This is a genomic window from Amycolatopsis halotolerans, assembly GCF_042647905.1.
Lineage (GTDB): Bacteria > Actinomycetota > Actinomycetes > Mycobacteriales > Pseudonocardiaceae > Amycolatopsis > Amycolatopsis halotolerans.
Map to the genome: position 1 here is coordinate 94399 of NZ_JBHRWI010000005.1, position 17262 is coordinate 111660.

At 69.9% G+C, this 17262-nt stretch carries 15 protein-coding genes and 1 tRNA gene; 5 read left to right on the forward strand and 11 right to left on the reverse strand.

What is annotated here, in order from left to right:
- Positions 1 to 456 precede the first annotated feature (456 nt).
- The 11 genes from ACFORO_RS05190 to ACFORO_RS05240 all read right to left on the reverse strand — a co-directional run bounded on the left by ACFORO_RS05190 (position 457) and on the right by ACFORO_RS05240 (position 11633).
- On the reverse strand, positions 457 to 951 hold the full coding sequence (locus tag ACFORO_RS05190; RefSeq protein ID WP_377871963.1) for an SRPBCC family protein: 495 nt from the start codon (positions 949 to 951) through the stop codon (positions 457 to 459).
- Between the two features lie 495 nt (positions 952 to 1446).
- Positions 1447 to 2712 (reverse strand): MFS transporter, encoded by a 1266-nt coding sequence (locus ACFORO_RS05195; protein WP_377871964.1) that lies wholly within the window; start codon positions 2710 to 2712, stop codon positions 1447 to 1449.
- Between the two features lie 65 nt (positions 2713 to 2777).
- Entirely contained in the window at positions 2778 to 3788 is a 1011-nt protein-coding gene (locus ACFORO_RS05200; RefSeq protein ID WP_377871965.1) for an iron-containing redox enzyme family protein, read from the reverse strand.
- Between the two features lie 510 nt (positions 3789 to 4298).
- Positions 4299 to 4916 (reverse strand): disulfide bond formation protein B, encoded by a 618-nt coding sequence (locus ACFORO_RS05205; protein WP_377871967.1) that lies wholly within the window; start codon positions 4914 to 4916, stop codon positions 4299 to 4301.
- 17 nt (positions 4917 to 4933) lie between these two features.
- Positions 4934 to 5092: a DUF5993 family protein gene (locus ACFORO_RS05210; RefSeq protein ID WP_377871968.1), complete on the reverse strand. Its 159-nt coding sequence runs from the start codon at positions 5090 to 5092 to the stop codon at positions 4934 to 4936.
- Positions 5093 to 5153: 61 nt separating this feature from the next.
- Entirely contained in the window at positions 5154 to 6539 is a 1386-nt protein-coding gene (locus tag ACFORO_RS05215) for a selenium-binding protein SBP56-related protein (protein WP_377871969.1), read from the reverse strand.
- Between the two features lie 255 nt (positions 6540 to 6794).
- A tRNA-Val gene (locus ACFORO_RS05220) sits at positions 6795 to 6883 on the reverse strand.
- Between the two features lie 10 nt (positions 6884 to 6893).
- Positions 6894 to 8324 (reverse strand): L-seryl-tRNA(Sec) selenium transferase, encoded by a 1431-nt coding sequence (gene selA / locus ACFORO_RS05225; protein ID WP_377871971.1) that lies wholly within the window; start codon positions 8322 to 8324, stop codon positions 6894 to 6896.
- The gene (locus ACFORO_RS05230) at positions 8321 to 9202 is read right to left on the reverse strand and encodes a phosphate/phosphite/phosphonate ABC transporter substrate-binding protein (protein WP_377871973.1); all 882 of its coding nucleotides are present in this window, start codon (positions 9200 to 9202) and stop codon (positions 8321 to 8323) included. The genes selA and ACFORO_RS05230 overlap by 4 nt, the downstream gene beginning before the upstream one ends.
- Positions 9199 to 10269: a selenide, water dikinase SelD gene (gene selD / locus ACFORO_RS05235; RefSeq protein WP_377872093.1), complete on the reverse strand. Its 1071-nt coding sequence runs from the start codon at positions 10267 to 10269 to the stop codon at positions 9199 to 9201. The genes ACFORO_RS05230 and selD overlap by 4 nt, the downstream gene beginning before the upstream one ends.
- 119 nt (positions 10270 to 10388) lie before the next feature.
- Positions 10389 to 11633 (reverse strand): MFS transporter, encoded by a 1245-nt coding sequence (locus ACFORO_RS05240; RefSeq protein WP_377871974.1) that lies wholly within the window; start codon positions 11631 to 11633, stop codon positions 10389 to 10391.
- 249 nt (positions 11634 to 11882) lie between these two features.
- On the opposite strand from ACFORO_RS05240, the gene ACFORO_RS05245 reads away from it, so the two are divergent.
- The 5 genes from ACFORO_RS05245 (at position 11883) to ACFORO_RS05265 (ending at position 17233) form a co-directional block, all read left to right on the forward strand.
- On the forward strand, positions 11883 to 13085 hold the full coding sequence (locus ACFORO_RS05245; protein WP_377896491.1) for a methyltransferase domain-containing protein: 1203 nt from the start codon (positions 11883 to 11885) through the stop codon (positions 13083 to 13085).
- The gene (locus ACFORO_RS05250; RefSeq protein WP_377871978.1) at positions 13082 to 13843 is read left to right on the forward strand and encodes an alanyl-tRNA editing protein; all 762 of its coding nucleotides are present in this window, start codon (positions 13082 to 13084) and stop codon (positions 13841 to 13843) included. Before ACFORO_RS05245 ends, ACFORO_RS05250 begins: the two co-directional genes overlap by 4 nt.
- A 192-nt stretch (positions 13844 to 14035) precedes the next feature.
- The gene (locus tag ACFORO_RS05255; protein ID WP_377871979.1) at positions 14036 to 15160 is read left to right on the forward strand and encodes an acyl-CoA dehydrogenase family protein; all 1125 of its coding nucleotides are present in this window, start codon (positions 14036 to 14038) and stop codon (positions 15158 to 15160) included.
- A gap of 16 nt (positions 15161 to 15176) precedes the next feature.
- On the forward strand, positions 15177 to 16028 hold the full coding sequence (locus tag ACFORO_RS05260; RefSeq protein ID WP_377871981.1) for a phosphate/phosphite/phosphonate ABC transporter substrate-binding protein: 852 nt from the start codon (positions 15177 to 15179) through the stop codon (positions 16026 to 16028).
- Positions 16025 to 17233 (forward strand): ferritin-like domain-containing protein, encoded by a 1209-nt coding sequence (locus tag ACFORO_RS05265; protein ID WP_377871982.1) that lies wholly within the window; start codon positions 16025 to 16027, stop codon positions 17231 to 17233. The genes ACFORO_RS05260 and ACFORO_RS05265 overlap by 4 nt, the downstream gene beginning before the upstream one ends.
- Positions 17234 to 17262 lie beyond the last annotated feature (29 nt).

Consider the following 17262-nt stretch of genomic DNA (forward strand, 5'->3'; position numbering starts at 1 on the left):
CGGGCAGACGGCGCGAGCGTCGCCAGTGTGGCCAGCTCGGTCCAAAGGCACGAATGCGACCACAGCGGAGATGAGACGTCCGGCACGTCGGCTATCGAAGCGCAAACCACTGTCCGGCGGCTCCCCCGCCGCAACGGCAGTCTCGGTGACGACGCGACCGAAGACGAGCAAGTGTCCGTCGCCGCCTGGACCGGCAACCGAGGCGATCCGGTCGACGAGCGGGTCGCCGGTACCAATCCGAATTCTTCGGCGAGGTCGCAGAAGAAAGGTTCTCCGAAGCGGAGTTCCTGCCGAAGAACGGGCTCGTCGCGTTGCACGTGCTGCTATGCACGATGGTGGTGCTCTTCGCGCCGCAGGGCGACGGCATCGCCTCCCACCCACTGGACATTGCCCGGATTGGTGCCCTTGGTGGCGTACTTCGCGACGATGCGGGGCGGCGGGGGCGGCTGTTCAAGTTCAGTTCCCCGCAGCAGTTCGTTGCGTCGCGGCGCGGAACCGGTCGAGGTACAGCGGCCAGCCCGAGCTGGAATCGAGACCGGCGAAGCTCTCCCAGCCTTCACCGTGCCGGTCGAGGTGCCGGTGTTCGAGCGCTACCCGGGTGCGTTCGGCGCTCTCAGCGGTGAACCGGATCTCGACCTCGCTGGTGCGAGCGGGATCGGGCTCCAGCTGCCAGCGCGGGCTGATGTCCCAGCTGAGGAGCAGCCGGTTCGGCGGCTCGTAGGCAAGCACCCGGGCCCAGGTGCATCGGCTGCCGTCGGTGCCGATGTCGTACACGGTGCCGCCCGCTTCGGGTTCGAGCACGGTCCGTTCGATCGGGACTGCGAGGAGGTTGTGCTCGCGAGGCTTGATTTCGTCGAACCGCTCCGTGAACAGGCGGAAGGCGCGCTCGAGGGGAACGTCGACGACGGTGTCGACGTGCAGCGTGGGCGGGTCTTGCGGGGTGGTGCTCATCGGGTGGTGTCCTTCCCTGACAGATCGTGTCTTCGGCGGGTGGCTTGTGCTGAGGCCGGACTCGCGAGTACCGGTACAGGCAGGTTGGCGTTCCCCGGCCGCGGTTCTGTGGTCCCAGGTGGCCGGTGCAGGTGTACTTCGCCGAAAGCGTGGTCGGCTAGCGGAGAACGCGCCTCGTCGGCGGCATGCGTTCGGAACGGGCGGCGTTGTTGAGCGGCAGCATGGATTGCACGGTGTCCTCCATGTCTGTGGCGTGGGTGCGTTGACAAGAGGATGACGAACGGATCGGCAGCAACTCGACAGGTCCTTCGGGAGTTTTTGGCCTGGCGTCGCCCGCTGACCGTGCGAAGAGCCCTGTGCTCGGTCGTGCGGTTCCGACGCTGGTACTGGGTCCGGGACGCGCTAGGCCGCACTGGGCTGGCGGTCGAGCGAGAGGTCGCTGCTGCGTCGCGGCGCGATGTTGCTTAGGGCCGCCTCGAGGATCGGCTCCCTGGTTCAGCGGTGCCGTGGTTGTTCCGGGCGCGGATCGCCGGGAGACGGCGGACTTTCGGCGTGGTCGTCGCGGACGCGTCGTTTCGCAGAAGACAGTGGGCGGGAAAGGATCGCTCCGATGAGCATGCCGGTCAGGCACGCGAGGCCGCCGACGGTGAACAGGAGGCCGGTGGTGGCGCCGGCTTGCTGGAACGCGCCGACGAGGGCGGTGCCGAGCACGATGCCGCTGTAGGCCAGGCTTCGGCAGGTGGCCGAGACGCGGCCGAGCAGGCCCGCGGGGACGACCTGTTGCCGGTAGGTGCGCCAGTAGACGTTGTAGCTGATGGTGGAGGCGCACAGGACGCAGTACAGGGCGGCGGCAAGCGGCGGGTTGGTGGTGAGTCCGATGCCAGCGGCGGCGAGTGCGCTGGCGACGCAGGACCAGATCATCGCGGTGCGGGCGGTGAGCCGCCGTGCCAGGTGGGTCAGCACGAGCGAGGTGGCGATGGCGCTGAGACCCGCGGCGATGACCACTGCGGAAGTCAGCATGCCGGAGACTCCGAAGTCGCGGACGAACCGGGTCAGGAACAGCGGTTGCTCGGCTCCGAGGGTGATGTTGGCGATCAGGCTGAGTCCGATGCCGATGCCCAGCGCGCGGTTGCGCAGCACTGCGCGGAGGCCGTCGCGGATCATCGCGAACACGGGCTCGCCGGGGGCGCGACGGCGCCGAGCGGCGGTGCCGCGTGTGTGGGAGATGGCGGCGGCGAGCAGGAATGAGCCCGCGTTGGCGCTGAGCACCCAGAGCAGGTTGGAGATCAAGGTGACCAGCCCGGCCCAAGCGGGCCCGAAGATGAGGGCGGCCGTGCGAGCGGATTCGACCAGGGAGTAGCCGCGGCTGGCCTGGTCTTCGCGCGCCACGGTGCGGGGGATGCCGGCGTCGACTGCGGCGGCCGAGAGCGCGGCGAACACTCCGAGAATCGCTGCTCCGGCCAACGCGACCGCATAGCCGTCTGCGCCCGCTGCCACCGCGCCGACGCCGAGGAACAGGATCGCGGCGGACGCGAGGTACGAGGTGGTCAGGACGCCGCGAGGCGGATAGCGGTCGACGAGGTAGCCGACCACGAATCCGGCCGCGACGGTCGATGCGGTCAAGACGCCGAACAGGAACGTCACCGAAGCTCCCGGGTAGCCGGAAGCGAGCAGCACCAAGGGCAGGGCGAGCGCGTAGAACTCGTCGCCGACGGTGTTGATCGCGTACGCGCCGAACAGCCGCCAGAAGCTGCTGCCCATGCCGGTGCGCGGTGGTTTCCCCGGGTCCCGGAGCCGGGGTCCGGGACGCGGGCGGCGGCGATCGTTCACAGGCTGAAGTAGTCGACCTTCAGGCGGGGGATGTAGTTGGAAATATCGGAGTAGTACTGCGCGATGCCGTAGTAGTACTGGTCGAACGAGTGCTTCAGGTCGTGCAGGTTGTTCACCGCGCGGTGCGCCTGAGCGGCGGGAACGTAGTCGCGTCCTTCCAGGGCTTCCTCGAGCAGGCCGGTGTGGTTGGCGTTGACGTCCTCGGCGACGTGCGACACCAGCGGTTCAAGGCAGTCTTCGGGGTAGCCGTAGGCCACGGCCAGCCGTTGCAGGTCGTTCGCGCCGTCCAGGGTTTCGGAGTCGCGCGCTTCGAACAGTTTGGTGCAGGCGAGGTAGCCCAGGGTGTCGCCGCGGGCGATCTCGCACAGGTTGTTGATCAGCGACCAGGTCCCGATGACGGGATGGGCGTTCTCGACCTCGTCCTGGGACAGGCCCATGCGCAGCAGGCTGTCGCGCGCCATCCACGCGTGGTTGTATTCCTCCGACAGGTACTCCGACAGTTGGTGTTCCCACGCCGGGTCCGTGCAGTGCGCGATGGCGGTGGAGATGTGGCGGCTGGCGGCTTTGATGTAGTGGTAGGTCTCCAGGATCAATCCGAGGAAGACCTCTTTGCGGTAACGCTGGTTCTCCAGGCTCGACCAGAAGCGGTGGAAACCGATCTGCTCGCTCCACATCCCGGTGGAGCGGTCGATCTGGTCGAGGAACACCGGAACCGGGATCTTGTCGAGCGACTCGTCTTCGACACGAATCAGCTCTTGCTCGGCGAATCCGTTGACAATCCCGATCGCGTCGTCGGGCGAAATGCCGGTTATTTCGGAGATTTCCTTTACCGTGTGGCGGCCGTCGAGATAGCGCTTGAAGTTGAGGAACGTGTCGAAGTCGGCGCCTTCCTGGTCAATCTCGAAGTGTCGTTCCCCGACGATCATGATGACGGGGCCTTCCTCCGGCTGGAAAAACGTGCAGTGCCGCAGCCTGGGTTTGAAGTCGAGGTCCTGTGTGGACGTCACGGTGAGCCTCCTGAAAGTGCGGGACGGCGGGGCTGCGGTGCGAGCGCGTTGTGCCCGCACCGCAGCGGCGATGACCGGTCGTCAGTGGCCGGTCACGAGTGACCGCGAGGGTCAGCCACAACGGGTGGAACCGGCGATCTTCGACAGCTGCGGCTTGGCGACCGGCTTGATGATGACCTTCACGTAATTCACCTCCCCCCATTCCCTCAATGCGGCCGCCCGCAATTGCGGGCGAGACAGTGCGGGATTTTCCCCAGTCCCCAGTGGCGAAAAAGCGCGCTGACAGCTCGCTTTCCGCCAGTATGCCGCGCTGTGCGCCGCCTCGGCAACCCATTCGGCAAATAATGACCGTACCTATGCTCGGGGCGTGTCGCGATTCCGGTAAGGCTGCGCCGCTCCGGATATTCTGCGGTATTCGTAGATCACGAATACGCATGCGAGAGCAACCGGGCGGCGAATTGCCCGGTTGCTCTCGTGCGGCTGTTCTCGGATTGCGCCGATGCGTTTTGCCTAGGAGGTGATCCCGAGGTCGTGGAGCAGTTGGTAGCGGATGGGGTCGCCGGGGAGGAACCAGTGCAGTCCTTCGAGGGCGAAGACCGCCAGGAGGTTGGCGAGCACGATCGCGCCGAAGATCCACAGCACGGTCGTGGAGAGGGCGGTGCTGTGGCTGTCCAGCGGTTCGAGTTCGCGCGCGAGCGCTAGGCTGCCGCCGGCGGCCAGGATCGCGACGGTGAAGGTGATGAAGGCCCAGGTGTAGGGGTGCAAGCCCCAGACGGTGCTGCCGTATCCGGGGTCCGGCGGCTTGATGTGCAGCATGATGTGGCGGGCCGCGACCGCGGCTCCGCAGACGCTGGCCACGATGCTCATTCCGTATCCGGCGGCGAATTCCCGGGTGGTGACGGCCTGGGTGCGCGAGCGTGCGATGACGAACACGGGTCCGAGTGCGGCCAGCATCATGAACATCCGTTGCAGGATGCACAGCGGGCACGGGTATTCGCCGCGTCCGAATTGGACGAGGAAGCCGCCGAGCAGGACTGCGCAGATGCCCAGGACGTAGATGTGCAGCAGGACGAAGCCGAGACGGTTTGCCGGGCGGGCGGGCGCGTCCGCGGTGGCTGTCGCGGTCATGGCGAGGCTCCCTCGGGTCAGAAGTTGAGGTTGAGCGGCGAGGTCGCGTGGTGCCAGAACAGCAGCAGGCACGCCGCGACGGCGACAGCCCATAGCCCGATCAGTTTCGGCCGCGACCATGTTCTCGTCGCGGCGAGGAATATTCCGAAAATCCCGACCATGATGATGGTGTCCATGTGAGTCGCTCCGTTGCGTTGCGGCGAACAAAGGATGCAGGCGGACGAGCCGGGGCCGCGTTCACGAGTAGCAGTAGGAATCCGAGGACGAGTCGCCGCCCTCCAGCCGGATCTGGTGGGGGCGTTCTCCTTCGAAAGGAACGAAGAAGTTCTCGTCGAGGGTCATGCGGCCGTCGTCGGCGATGTCGGCCTTGGCGATCCATCCGCGCAGCCCGTCGGGGTAGAACTGGTCGTCCCACGACGAGTAGAGCGAATTGCTGAAGTACAGGCGGCGTCCGTCCCGGCTGAGTTCCACCATCTGCGGAGCGCCGTTGAGCGGGCCGCCGCCGCGGGGATGCGGTGCGCGCGAGACGATGCCGCCGAGCCTGAGGGTGCCGGTCAGCTTCGGCGCGAAGGGATCGGAGACGTCGTACTGGCGCAGGTCTCCGGTGCCCCAGCAGGCGACGTAGAGATGGCGGTCGTCCAGGCTCAGCACCAGATCGGTAACGAGAGGCGGGACCGCGCCGAAGGGCTGCAGCGCCGGAGGCAGGCTGTCCGCGTCGGCGGGCTCGGCGGGGATCTCGATCACTTTGCGGATCGCCCATTGCCCGTTGTCTTGGTGCCATGCCCAGACCGACGAGGACAGGTCCTTTGTGGACACGACAGCGTTGACGAATCCGTACGCCTTCGACGGATTGTGCGCCGGGCGCAGCTCCAGCACCATCTGGTGTTCGGCTCCGAGGTCGAGCTGCTGCAGGTGCCGTCCGGTCCGCAGGTCCCACAGGTGGATGCAATGGCCGTATTCGTGGGCCAGCAGCCGTTGCGGGTCGAGTCCGTTCTCGACCATCTCCGGCGTTCCCCATTCGCTGCTGACCAGGATGTTGTGCCCGAGGTGCCACCAGAAGTCGTAGGCGAGGTACTGCGGGCCCCGGTCGGCCTCCCAGCGCCCCTGGACGTCGAACGTCTCGTGATCGAGCCGGAAGAGGCCGCCGGGCCCGGAGCCGTCGGGCGAGCCCAGGGCGCTGACGTAGATTCCGTCGGGACCGCAGTGGAAGGTGTGCGGCCTGCTGTAGCCCGAGTTCGCCGCGACGGCATCGGGTTCGATCACTTTCACCAGGCGCGGCCGGTGCGGATCGGGCTTCGTGTCGACCACGTGGATCCGCGACGAGCGCAGGCCGGGCACCAGCAGGTAGCGGCGCTCGACGTCATGGTGCGGCGAACCGGGGCACAGGTGCGCACTGCAGGCGTTCCACCCGAAGTGATGCAGTTCGTCCCCGACGTTGGGCATGTCGAGCCGGCCGGTCAGCTGCCCGTAGGTCGCCGACTCCGGATCGAGGTCCAGCACGCTCAGCGCGTCCGGCCGGTTTCCGCTGGGGTCGAGCGTGACCACGTAGCCGTGCCGTTCGGGCGGGCCGGACATGGCGTGGCTCGCCGTGCGGTAGAACGTCGGGTCGGTCCGTGTGCTCATGGGACTTCTCCTCGCGACACCACGGTTCGCGCGGCGGCCTCGCCGCCTGCGATTTATCCATAAATAACTGGATTTCGGTAGTAGTGGACGGTAGCAGCGGGCGGGGGGCGCGAGAAGAGCGTCCGGACAGGGTTGCCCGCAAAGGAGTAGCGCACTGTGCGCGACTGCCGGAAAAGAATCTCCGCGTGGTGTTCTGCGGGGCCATTTCCGCAGCGCAGGACGGAGAATTCTCCGGATTCTGCGCCGTCGGGAGAGTGGCGGAGGTAGTCGGGAATCGAACCCGCCAGGCGCAGAGCGCCTTCCGCGGCGTGGCCGCGGAGAGTCCACCAGGACTCCTCACCTCCCTGTGCGACCTCATGAGGTCGCGTGTTGGGTCCGGTCCTCGCTTTCTGCCGATGCGGCGGTCGCCGGTCCGTTGCCGGACGCGGGCGGGGCCTGCAGCGCGCGCAGCAGCGCGGCGGCGAGCGTGTCGTCGTCGTCTTCGGCGACGGTGCGCAGGTCGATGACGAGGCGGCCTTTCTCGGTGCGCGCGATGACCGGGGGATCGCCGTGGCGCAGCCGGGCCATCATCGCCGCTTCGCTGCCGCTTCGGGGAGTCAGGTGCACGAGCGGGCTCCGGATCGTCTGGCCGGGGAGGCTGCCGCCGCCCGGGGTGCTGGCCCCCTCCCGAACCTCGGCGCCCGGTCCGAGGCGGGCGGCAAGTCGCTGCGCTCGCGAGTAAAGCTCGTCCCAGCCCATGCGCAGCGAGCGCCAGACGGGAAGTTCCTGGTCCCTCTTGCCGGACAGGTGCGCCAGGAGGGTGGCTTCGAGCGCGGCGAGGGTGAGCTTGTCGATGCGGACGGCGCGGGCGATCGGATGGCGGGCGAGCCCGGCGACGAGGTCCTCGGCACCGACGATCATGCCGGCCTGCGGGCCTCCGAAGAGCTTGTCTCCGGAGAAGACGACAAGATCCGCGCCGTCGCGGAGGCTGTCCTCGACGGTCGGTTCCTCGCCCAGCGTTCCGTGCAGCAGGCCGGAGCCGACGTCGTGCAGCACCGGGATTCGGTGCTGGCGGGCGAGTGCCACCAGTTCCGGCAGCGAAGGCGAGGCGGTGAATCCCTCGATGCGGTAATTGGACGGATGCACCAGCAGCACCAGCGCGGTGCGGTCGGTTATCGCTTCGGCGTAGTCGCGCAGATGAGTGCGGTTGGTGGTGCCGACTTCGACGAGGGTGACGCCGGCCGCCTCCATAATGGACGGTATCCGGAATTCCCCGCCGATCTCGATGAGTTCCCCGCGGGAGACGACGACTTCCTTCCCGCGGGCGAGTGCTCCAAGGCTCAGCAGCAGCGCGGCCGCGGCGTTGTTGACGATCAGCGCACCGGGAGCGCCGGTCAGCGTGCGCAGCATCGCGTGGGCGGCGTGGCCGCGTTTGCCGCGCCCACCGGTGGCGAGATCGAATTCCACAGTGGAGTATCCGGAAGCGGCGAGCACGGCTTCGCGCGCCGCGGAGGAAAGCGGAGAGCGGCCGAGGTTGGTGTGCAGCACCACGCCGGTGGCGTTGACGACGGCCCGCACCCGGCGCGCGCCGGTGAGGTCGAGGTGCTCGACGACGCGCTGGGCCAGCACATCGACGCCGGGAGCCGGTTCCCCGCGGCCGATCGCGGTGCGGCAGGCGTCGAGCACGTGCCGCGCGGCGTCCGCGAGCGGTGCCCGGCCCCACTCGTCCCGGTGCGGGGCCAGCAGCGGATGAGCGAGCAGAGTGTCCACTTTGGGCAGTGCCCGGCGCGGGTCGGCTGCGGTCATGGCGTGGCCTCCGCGGTTCCGAGGCGTTCGGCGTCGGCGCGCAGTTCCCGGTAGTCCGCTGGGCGAGCCTGGACGTAGCCGCGTGCCTGCAGAAGGTTCAGCAGGCCTGGGGCGGAGATCGACTCGAACGCGGCGGCGACCGCGTCCTGAGCGGCGGCGCCGAGCCCGCGGCGAGCGACCCAGGGACTGCCCGGCACCGGGTGGGTGCGCAGCACGTCGAATGCCCCGGCGGGGACGGCGCGGTCGCGTTCGAGCCGGTGCAGCGTCCGCAACGCCAGCCCGCCCGCACCGGCCGTGCCGTCCAGCACGGCGCGCGCGGTGTTGTAGCCGGTGCCGGTCACGAGCATTGCTGCCGCGCCCGTGCCGCCGAGCATGACGCGGGGATACAGGTCACCGGCCGCCGAGTGCGGGTCGCCCAGAGCGACCCGGGTTCCGGCGCGGACGACGTCGGTCACGCTGCGCACGCCGCTGTCGTGCCTGGCGACGAGCGCGGAGAGATACCGCGGGCTTCCGGTCTCGGCGTCGACTTCGGTGACCAGCGGTGCAAGGGAATCCCGATGATCGGCTGCGGCGTAGGTCAGCGCGTCGAGACGGGCCACGTCGACCTCGTCGTCGCGCAGCGCGCGCAAAGCCGCGGGTTCGTCGACAGGAGCGGAGAAGACCACCTCGACGCCGAGCCGCTGATGCAGATATCGGGCGAGCGGCTGGTAGGTCTCGCGCTGCAGCGCGGGCGTGATGCTGGGACTCAGCCCGATCCGCAGCGGGTCGGGCACGCCTGCGGGGCCCGAAGCGCGGGCGGCACCGCACCCCGAGGAGGCCAGCAGGGCCGCGGCCAGCAGCGCAGGACCGAGCAGTCGAGACGAACGGAGGCCGGTCATCGTGTCGCGGCACCGCCGCGGATGCGCACCCGGCCCGGCTGTCCCTCGACGACTTCGCCGATCACCGATGCGTCGATCCCGCGCGCGGCGAGCGCGGCCACCAGCGGGGCCGGATCGCCGGGGACGGCCAGGAGCAGGCCGCCGGAGGTCTGCGCGTCGTGCAGCAGCACCGCGAGGTCGTGGGGCACGTCGCTGTCGACGTCTACTGTCGGGGCGAGGTAGGCCATGTTCGTCCGGGTGCCGCCGGGAACGAACCGGGCAGCCAGTTCGAGAGCGTCCGGCAGCAGCGGCACGCTCCCGGCGTAGAGCTCGGCGGCCGCGCCGCTGGCGCGCAGCATCCGGTGCAGGTGTCCTGCCAGCCCGAAGCCGGTGATGTCGGTGGCGGCGCGGACCCCGGCCGCGAGGGCGACTTCGCTGGCCGCGGCGTTGAGCGTGGTCATCGAGTCCACGGCCGCGCGCACCACCGCGTCGTCGGCCGCGCCGTTCTTCAGCGCCGTGGTGATCACCCCGGTGCCGAGCGGCTTGGTCAGCACCAGATGGTCGCCGGGCCGCAGGCGGTCGATCGCCAGCAGCCGTTCGGGGTGGGCGATGCCCAGCACGGCCATGCCGTACTTGGGCACCGCGTCGTCGATCGTGTGCCCGCCCACGACTTCGCACCCCGCGGTCGCGGCCAGGTCCGCGCCGCCGCGGAGCACGTCGTTCAGCAACCGGATCGGCAGGACCTCGCCAGGCCACGCGGTGAGGTTGACCGCGATCAGCGGGCGCCCGCCCATGGCGTAGACGTCCGACAGCGAGTTGGCCGCTGCCACGCGGCCCCAGTCGTAGGGGTCGTCCACGATCGGCGTGAAGAAGTCGGTGGTCAGCACCAGCGCCCGCTCCGCGTCCAGCCGCAGGACCGCCGCGTCGTCGCCGTCCAGCGCCCCGACGAGCAGATCGTCCGACGCCGGCGCCAGGCCTTCGCGGAACGACGAGAACAGATCGTCGAGCTTCTCCAGGGGCAGTTTGCACGCACACCCGGCCCCGGTGGACAGCTCGGTCAGTCGCACGCCTTCGGACGAAGCCACCATCACCATTCTCCAAAGTTTTATGGAGGATTAGATATAGGGAAAGTAGCAGGGGTTCCGATCGAAGGGAAGACGACCGACCGGGTCACGCCGCCCCGGCGGTCGGAGCAGTAGCCCCCGGCTCACGCGCGGGCGGTGCCGCGCCGCGCGGCGAGCAGGTACCAGATCGCGACGAGGGCGACCGGGACGGCGGAGATGCGCGCCAGCCACGGATAGCCCCAGAATTCGACGACGCTGCCGGCGAGCAGCCCGCCGGCCGCCGCGGCCGCCTGCATCAGCAGGTCGGAAAAGCCCTGCGCCCGGGGGCGCAGTTCCTCGTCGACCGACGCGGTCAGCAGGCTCGAACCCGCGACGAAGCCCGCCGACCAGCCCAGGCCCAGCAGCAGCAGACCGCCCATCACCAGGCCGGTGTCGTGCCCGCTCGTGCTCTGCAGCACCGCAGCGGAGGCGAGCAGGAGCAGCAGTCCGAGGGCAAGCACCCGGCGGCCGCCGATCCGGTCGGACAGCCAGCCGAACACCGGGGCCAGCAGGAACATCCCGGCCAGGTGGACGCTGATCGCGAACCCGACGACGCGCAAAGTGCTGCCGCCGTGATGCAGGTGCAGCGACGCCATGTTCATCACCGACACCATGACCGCGTGCACCACAGCGATCGCGACCAGGCTGCGCCGGGCGGCGGGATTGCCCGCCAGCGCGCGAGCGGTCCGCATGACGCCCTGTCCGCGAGGGTCGTGGGTTTCCCCGCGCAGGGAACGGGCCAGCAGCAGCGGATCGGGCCGCAGCCACACGAACGTCGCGGCCGCGGTCAGCACCAGTCCCGCGCCGATCACCAGGAAGGGGCCGGTGAACTGTGGGAGGCCCAGCAGCGCCGAGGCCGAGTCCGACGGTCCGGCCAGCGACGGGCCCACCACGCCCCCGATCGTGGAGGCCCACACCACGGTGCCGATCGCCCGCCCGCGCCGTTCGGGCTCGACCAGGTCCGTCGCGGCGAACCTCGCCTGCAGCCCGGCCGCCACGGCGGTGCCCGTCAGCAGCGCCCCGGCGAACAGGAGCGGATAGCTGGCGACGACCCCGCCGAGCACCACGGCCGCCGCCCCGACGGCGCCGACGAGATATCCGGCGGCCACCCCGAGCCGACGGCCCCGCCGCGCGGTGAACTCGGCGAGCGGGACCGAGGCCAGCATGCCGCCGGCGACGGTGGCCACCTGGGCGAGCCCGGCCAGTCCGGCCGACCCGGTGATCTGCTGAGCGAGGAGCGCCGCGACCGGCGAGGCCATCGCCATCACCACGGCGAAGACCATCTGGGCGCCGATCAGGACCCGGATGGTCCGGCGCTGCACGGCACGGACATCGACCACTGTGACCACCACGGCTCCTCGAGGTTCGGCGGGTTCCGGCAGGAGCGGAATCCCGCGACGGGTCCCGCACGAGATAAACCATAATTCCATGAATCATGGCAACAGCCTGGTGGACATCACCCTGATCGAGCCCCGGAGCGCCGGGAGCGGTCACGCGCGCCGCTCCCGGCAGCCAGCCTTCGACCCGCGCTCCCGGATTCTCTCGCAATATTCCAGACATCTCTGGATTGTTGCGGGATTGTCGGTTTGACTGAGCGGATGGATGATCGACCAGCTGCGGCCACGGCGGCCTCGGACCGACTCGCGCGAGGACCGGCCGGCGACCGGCTCGCGGACTACGCGCGGATGCTGCGCCGGGCCGGGGCGATCGCCGACGACGCTGGCGAGCGCGCGTTCGCGACCGTTCCCCGCCACCGCTTTCTGACCCGGTTCCGGCATCAGCGGTGGCACGAGATGCCGTGCGACGGGCCGGTTCCGGAGGAGATCCTCGACGCGGTCTACGGCGACAACCCCCTGGCGTTCAAGATCGACGAGGACAGCGGGCAGTTGGTCAGCGCGACCACGCGGCCGTCGCTGCTGGCCCGGATCCTCGGCGCGCTCGAGCTGTCGCCGGGGATGCGAGTGCTGGAGATCGGTGCCGGGATCGGGTACAACGCCGCCCTGATCCAGGCCGTTACCGGTGCCGAGGTGGTGTCGCTCGACGTGCAGCCGGACGTGATCGCCGACGCCGAGGAGGCGCTGCGGCGGTGCGGTGTCGACGGTGTCGTGACGGTGGTGGGCGACGGCTACGACGGGCATCCCGCCCGCGGGCCCTACGACCGGATCCTTGCCAGCTGCGGCATTCGCGGCGTTCCTCCGGCCTGGGTCGAGCAGCTCGCGCCGGGCGGGTTCGTGCTGGCTCCGTTCGCGCACGGCGGTGCGCACCCGCTCGTGCGATTCCGTCTCGAGCGCGGGCGGTTGCGGGCGACGGGTGTCGGGCCGTGGACCGATTTCATGCTCGCGGGCGGGGCGCTGTACCAGCCATTCCTCGGTGCGCACCCGGCCCGCTTCGCCGCGGGCCCGTTCCCCGAGCCGACCCTGAGCAGGCAGGCCGTGGCGCCGATGACCGGAGAGGACTACGGCGACCTGTGGTTCTTCCTTGCCGCGCGCAGCACCCGGGTGACGCAGGCGCATGTCGGCGGGATCGATCCCGCCGACGGAACGGCCGCGCTCCTGGCCGAGGACGCCGCCAGCGCGGCGGTCGTCCAGTCCTGCGGTGCGGTGCACGCGACCGGGCCCGACGCCGCCGCGCTGGCCGACGACCTGGCGGATCTGTGCGCCGCCTGGTCTGCCTGCGGCCGTCCCGCTATCGGCGACTGGTCCGCGCCGATGACCCGCCGCCCGCTCCCGGACGGTCCGCTGCTGGTGCCGGACGGCTGGTCGGTGCCCGCGCAGCGCGGAGGACGGCGGGCCGCCTCGTGACGACGCTGCTGTACCAGACCGAGCCGTATCTGGCGGAGTTCACCGCCCGCGTGCTGGAGCGCACCGACGGCGGCGTCCGCCTCGACCGCATGGCGTTCTTCCCCGGCGCCGGGGGACAGCCCGCCGACACCGGCGCGGTGACCGGACAGGCCGGAACCGCCGAGGTGACCGGCTTCCGGCGTGACGACGACGGCATCGCCGTCCTGCTCGACGGCCCGCAGCCCGGCGAGGGCGAACAGGTGCGCTGCGCTCTCGACTGGGACCGCCGCTACGCGCTGATGCGCACGCACACCAGCCTGCATCTGCTCGCGGGCGTGGTGGGACGCGACTACGGCGGCGTCATCCTCAGCCGCAGCATGCAGCCGCTGCGCGGGCGAGTCGACTTCGAACTGGCCGCCGCCGACGCTGTCTCGGGCGAGTCCTTCGGCGACCGGCTCGAAGAAGCTCTGCGCCGCGAGATCGCCGCGGCTCGGCCGGTAAGCGTTTCCTTTCTGCCACCGGAGGAATTCCTCAGCCGACCCGATCTAATCCGCACGAAAACCAACCAGGTTCCCGCCGGGCTCGACAGAATCCGCGTCGTGGAGATCGTCGGCCTGGACCGGCAGGCTGACGGCGGCACCCATGTCGCCAGCACCCGCGAGGTCGCCGCGCTGCGCGTCACCGCCAATCAGTCCCGCGGCATGGGCAAACGGCGACTGCGCATCGAGCTCGACCGGGTCGCACCGCCCCGCCCTCGCGCCGACGCGCTCGCACGGTGACGCTGCACGCAAAATCGGTTACTTACCGTCCAATTGGCCCTGGACAGGCCTGGGCGCGACTCGCTACCGTGGCCTTTGTCCAAATAACCATGGAGTATTGAAACGTTGAGGGCTGGGGCGGGTCGGACGCTCTCCGGGGGGCGCCACGCGGCAGACCGTTGCGGTCCGAGGGCGTGATGGGGAGGAACCCTGATGTCTTTTGACCATGCGACCGCTGTTGCCTCCGTGGTCGAGCAAACCGTTGCCCCGCAAGCGGACCGGGTCGACCGGTCCGGCGAATTCCCCCGCGACGGCGTGAACGCGCTGGGCAAGGCCGGCTTGCTCGGGCTGATCAGCTCCAGTGAGGTCGGCGGAGCCGGAGGTTCCCTCGCGGACGCCGCGCACGTGATCGAGAAACTGGCGGGGGCGTGCGGGTCGACGGCGATGGTCACGCTGATGCACTACGCCGCCACCGCGCTGATCGAAGCCCACGGCGACCGCGACACTCGCCGGGCGATCGGCGAAGGACGCCACCTGAGCACCCTCGCGTTCTCGGAAACGGGCTCCCGCAGCCATTTCTGGGCCCCGCAAGGGTCCGCGACCGCGAACGGCCGCGACCGGGTCGTTCTCGACGCGCAGAAGAGCTGGGTGACCGCGGCCGGGGAGGCGGACAGCTACGTGTGGTCGAGCCGGTCGGTGGCGGCCGAGGGACCGATGACGCTGTGGCTCGTCTCCAGCGACGCAAAGGGCCTGACGGTGCGGGGGAAGTTCGACGGGCTAGGACTGCGCGGCAACGCCTCCAACCCCGTCGCCGGCCAGGCGGTGGAGGTGCCTTCCTCGGCCATGCTCGGCAGCGACGGCGCGGGCCTGGATCTCGCGCTGCAGTCCGCTCTTCCGCACTTCCTGGTCCTGAACGCGGCCTTCTCCCTGGGCCTGATGCAGGCGCTGATCGCGAAGGCGGCGGCTCACCTGACCGGGACCCGCCTCGCCCATCTCGAACAGACGTTGGCCGAACAACCGCAGCACCGCGAACGGTTCGCGCGGTTGCTGACCCGCACTGACGAGGTCCGCGCTTTCCTGTGCGACACGCTCGCGGCGCTGGCGGAAGGACGCGAGGACGCGACTTTGCGGGTGCTGCAGGTGAAAGCCGTCGCCGCGGAGGCCGCCTCGGAGGTCGCCGACGGGGTGATGCGGCTGTGCGGCGGCTCCGCGTTCCGCAAGGAACTGGGCGTCGAACGGCAGTTCCGCGATTCGCTGGCGGCTCGGGTGATGGCTCCGACCACGGAAGCACTGCGCGATTTCGTCGGCCGGGCCAGCCTCGGCCTGCCGCTGTTCTGACTACGGAGGGGATGTCATGACTTTGCTGATGGGCGCTGTCGCCTACGACCCGAAAGTCGTCACGATCTGGAACGGATTCCGCTCCTGGCTGCAAAACCGCGGGCTGTCTTTCGACTTCGTGCTCTACTCCCATTACGAACGCCAGGTCGAGGACCTCGCGGCCGGGAAAATCCACGCCGCGTGGAACTCGCCGCTGGCCTGGCTGCGCGCGCAGCGTCTGGCCGACGCCAACGGCAGACAGCTCACGCCGCTGGTCATGCGCGACACCGACCGGAACCTGACCTCGGTCATCATCGTCCGCGCCGATTCCCCCTACGAGAAGGTCGCCGACCTGGAAGGTGCCACCGTCGGGGTCGGCGCCGTCGACTCGCCCCAGGCCACGCTGATCCCGTGCTCGTTCCTGCGGGAGGCCGGGCTCGTCCCGGGCGAGAACCTCACGGTCCGCCGTTTCGACGTGGGCGTCGGCCTGCACGGCGACCACATCGGCGGCGAACGCGACGCCGCGCGAGCGCTGCTGGCCGGCGAGATCGAAGCGGCCGCGATCATCGACATGAACCACCTGCTTTTCGGCAAGGAAGGCACGCTCCCGCCCGGAAGCACCCGCGTGCTCGCCCAGACTCCCGCCTACGACCACTGCAACCTCAGCGTCGTCGACGACGCGCCGCAAGACGAGGTCCGCAAACTCGGCCAGCTGCTGCTCTCGATGTCCTACACCGACCCCGAGGTCCGGCCCCTGTTCGACTTGGAGGGCCTCACCGCATGGCACGAAGGCCGCAGCAGCGGGTACGCCATGCTCGACGCCGCCGTGCGCGAACAGGCCTTCTACGACGCCGAGGGCCGGGTCACCGCCCGGGAGTACCGGCCATGACCACCGCACCGCCCGGCGTGCTCGACCTGGAAACCCTCAGCTTCGAACGAGGCGCCCACCTGCTCGTGCAACAGGCGTTGCGCGGGCTGCGCCCCGGCGACGAACTCGGCGTCACCGGCGGCGACCCCGCGCTGGTCGTGCACCTGGAAACCTGGTGCCGCCAGAACGGGCACGGCGTCCGCCCGGCCCTCGACACCGACTTCGGCATCCGCGCCTGGGTGGTCCGCGGCCGCGCGGACCTCGACCGGTGGGCCGGCGCCCAGCGGGCCGGCGGGCCGCATCCCGGCGGGATCGTCAGCGACCCGGCACCGGATTGGGGCCTGGCCGCGCGCGGCGCGCTGATCGAGCAAGGAGGCCCGACGCCGCCGTTCGACATCACCCACCGCGACCTGGTGTGGGCCGAGATCGCGCCCTCGCTCTACGCGCACGCCGCCTCCGCCCAGTGGAACCCCGACACCGAAGTGGACTGGAAAGCGGATTTCACGCTGGCGCCCGAGGTGGAACAAGCGGTCGTCCAGGTGATGACCTACCTCATCGAGAACGAGCAGGCCGCGCTGGTCATCCCCGCGCGGCTGCTGGGCCGGATCCACCCCCACTTCCGGGAAGTGCTCCAGCTGCTCGCCGTGCAAGCGGCCGACGAAGCCCGCCACATGGAGGTCTTCACCCGCCGCGCGCTCCTGCGCGGCGGCGAGATGGGCACGTCCTCGGCCAGCGGCCGAGAATCGCTGGCCACGCTGCTGACCGAAGCCGAGTTCTCGCTCGCCTCGTTCCTGCTGTCGGTCCTGGGCGAGGGCAGCTTCCTGAACCTGCTGGAGTTCCTGGACAAACACGCCCCGGACCCGGTGACCCGGCAGGTCACCCGCCTCGCCCGCCGCGACGAGGCCCGGCACGTCGCGTTCGGGGTGGCCCACCTGCAACACCAGTCCCAGATCGACCCGGCTCTGCGGGGACGGCTCCGGTCCGCGGTCGAACGCCGCTACGACGCGCTGGTCGACACCTCCGGACTCAACCAGGACGTCTTCGACTCGCTCGTCATCATGGCGGCCGGACAATGGACGCCGGAGGCGATCGCCCGCGGCTACGACAAGGTCATGAAGCTCCAGTCCGAAATGGACGACGGCCGGCAGCGGAGACTGGTCCACCTCGGCTTCCCCGCCGACGAAGCCGCGGATCTGTCCTCTTTGCACACCCGCAATTTCATGTGACCGAAACCCTGCCCGCGCACCAGGCTCGC